The sequence below is a fragment of the Pseudorhodoferax sp. Leaf267 genome, assembly GCF_001422405.1.
Taxonomy (GTDB): domain Bacteria; phylum Pseudomonadota; class Gammaproteobacteria; order Burkholderiales; family Burkholderiaceae_C; genus Pseudorhodoferax.
The window spans coordinates 1-2,368 of the sequence record NZ_LMMV01000020.1 but is presented as its reverse complement, the minus strand read 5'-3'; the positions used below and the strand labels follow the sequence as shown (position 1 = coordinate 2,368).

1 protein-coding gene and 3 pseudogenes are annotated in these 2,368 nt (G+C 67.3%); all 4 read left to right on the top strand.

Annotated elements, in window-relative coordinates; genetic code table 11:
- Nucleotides 1-22 precede the first annotated feature (22 nt).
- Nucleotides 23-408 (top strand): annotated as a pseudogene (locus ASF43_RS31785) (cation:dicarboxylate symporter family transporter); the annotation flags it as partial.
- 1 nt (nucleotide 409) lies between these two features.
- A pseudogene (locus ASF43_RS31780) lies at nucleotides 410-803 on the top strand (cation:dicarboxylate symporter family transporter); the annotation flags it as partial.
- Nucleotides 804-825: 22 nt separating this feature from the next.
- The gene (locus tag ASF43_RS17080) at nucleotides 826-2,160 is read left to right on the top strand and encodes an NAD(P)/FAD-dependent oxidoreductase (RefSeq protein ID WP_056183619.1); all 1,335 of its coding nucleotides are present in this window, start codon (nucleotides 826-828) and stop codon (nucleotides 2,158-2,160) included.
- A gap of 28 nt (nucleotides 2,161-2,188) precedes the next feature.
- A pseudogene (locus ASF43_RS17075) lies at nucleotides 2,189-2,368 on the top strand (acetyl-CoA C-acetyltransferase); the annotation flags it as partial.

The following is a 2,368-nucleotide window of genomic DNA, read 5'->3' as shown; positions in this document are numbered from 1 at the left end:
GTTTGGCGGGCGCGGCACGCTGGTGTTCGACTTCATCGAGAAGTTCTCGCACGTGCTGTTCGTGATCGTGGGCTACATCATGAAGGTCGCGCCCATCGGTGCCTTCGGCGCCATGGCGTTCACCATCGGCAAGTACGGCGTGAGCTCGCTGCTGCAACTCGGCCAGCTGATGGCCACGTTCTACGCCACCTGCCTGCTGTTCATCTTCGTGATCCTGGGCAGCATCGCGCGCGTTCACGGCTTCTCGATCTGGAAGTTCATCAAGTACATCAAGGAGGAGCTCTTGATCGTGCTGGGCACTTCGTCGTCCGAATCGGTGCTGCCGCGCATGATGGCCAAGCTGGAGAACCTGGGCGCGCGCAAGTCCGTGGTCGGCCTGGTCGTGCCGACGGGGTACTCGTTCAACCTNCGCGGTCTTCATCGCGCAGGCCACGAACACGCCCATGTCGCTCACCGAGCAGATCACGCTGCTGGCCGTGCTGCTGCTGACCAGCAAGGGCGCCGCCGGCGTCACGGGCTCGGGTTTCATCGTGCTGGCGGCCACCTTGTCGGCCGTCGGCCATGTGCCGGTGGCCGGCCTGGCGCTGATCCTGGGCATCGACCGCTTCATGTCCGAGGCGCGTGCGCTGACCAATCTGATCGGCAATGGCGTGGCGACCATGGTGGTGGCCAAGTGGACGAACGACTTGGATACGGCGCGCATGACGCGTATCCTGAACAACGAGACGCCAGACCTGGCCGACGAGCCCGAGGCCGTGCTCGACCAGGTCGAGCACCACATGCCGGTCAGCCCGGCGCGTTGACCCCCTGCTCCATGCACAGACCATGAACAGTTCCAAGGACAAGCACCGGATCGTGATCGTCGGCGGCGGCGCCGGTGGCCTGGAGCTGGCCACGCGCCTGGGCGACAAGCTGGGCAAGCGCGGCAAGGCCGAGGTGGTGCTGGTCGACAAGAACCGCACCCATGTCTGGAAGCCCAAGCTGCACGAGATCGCCTCGGGCAGCATGGACATGAGCGCGCACGAGGTCGACTACCTGGCGCAGGCGCACTGGCATCACTTCCGCTTCCGCATGGGCGAGCTCACCGGCATCGACCGCGACAAGCAAGAAGTGCAGGTCGCCCCCTTCATGGACGACGAGGGCAAGCTGGTCACGCCGGCGCGCAGCTTCGGCTACGACACGCTGGTGCTGGCCATCGGCAGCCTGTCGAACGATTTCGGCACGCCGGGCGTGCGCGAACACGCGCTGCGGCTGGAGACCAAGGCCGACGCCCAGCGCTTTCACGCGCGCATGGTCAACGCCTGCATCCGCGCCAATGCGCAGGCCATGCCGCTCGCGCCAGAGCAGCTGCACGTGGCCATCATCGGCGCCGGCGCCACGGGCGTGGAGCTGGCCGCCGAGTTGCACCGCACGACCCGCGAAGTCGTGGCCTACGGGCTGGACCAGCTGGACGCCGAGCGCGACATCAAGGTCAGCGTGATCGAGGCGGCGCCGCGCGTGCTGCCGGCGCTACCCGCGCGCATCTCGGCCGCCACGGAGCGGCTGCTGGGCGAGCTGGGCGTGGACGTGCACACCAATGCCAAGGTGGCAGCCGTCGAGCCAACCGGCGTGCGCCTGGCCGATGAACGCTTCCTGCCGGCCGAGCTCATCGTGTGGGCCGCGGGCGTGAAGGCGGCCGACTTCCTGCAGGGCATCGCCGGCCTGGAGACCAACCGCATCAACCAGCTGGCCGTGCTGCCCACGCTGCAGACCACGCGCGATGAGAACATCTTCGCCATCGGCGACTGCGCGCAATGCGCCTGGCCCGAGGCCAACGGCGGCAAGGGCGGCTTCGTGCCGCCGCGCGCGCAGGCGGCACACCAGCAGGCCTCGCACATGCTGGCGCAGATCAAGCGTCGCATGGCGGGCCAGCCGCTCACGCCCTACCGCTACCGCGACTTCGGCTCGCTGGTGTCGCTGGGCGAGTTCAGCACCGTGGGCAACATGATGGGCGGCCTGGTCGGCGGCAGCCTCATGGTGGAGGGCTGGTTCGCCCGCATCATGTACGAGTCGCTCTACAAGATGCACGAGCTGGCCCTGCATGGCTACGCCAAGGTGGCGCTGGACACCATGGCCCGACTGATCACGCGGCGCACCGAGCCGCACGTCAAGCTTCATTGATTTTTTGCAACCCCAAAGGAGACCTCCAATGTCCGAAGACATCGTCATCGTCGCCGCCGCACGCACCGCCGTCGGCAAGTTCGGCGGCAGCCTGGCCAAGATCGCCGCCCCCGAACTGGGCGCCACCGTCATCAAGGAGCTGCTCTCGCGCAGCAAGCTCAGCGCCGAGCAGATCAACGAAGTGATCCTGGGCCAGGTGCTGACCGCC

Coding starts and splice junctions, on each gene's coding strand:
- ASF43_RS17080 (WP_056183619.1), top strand. CDS start 826: ATGAACAGTTCCAAGGACAAGCACCGGATCGTGATCGTCGGCGGCGGC.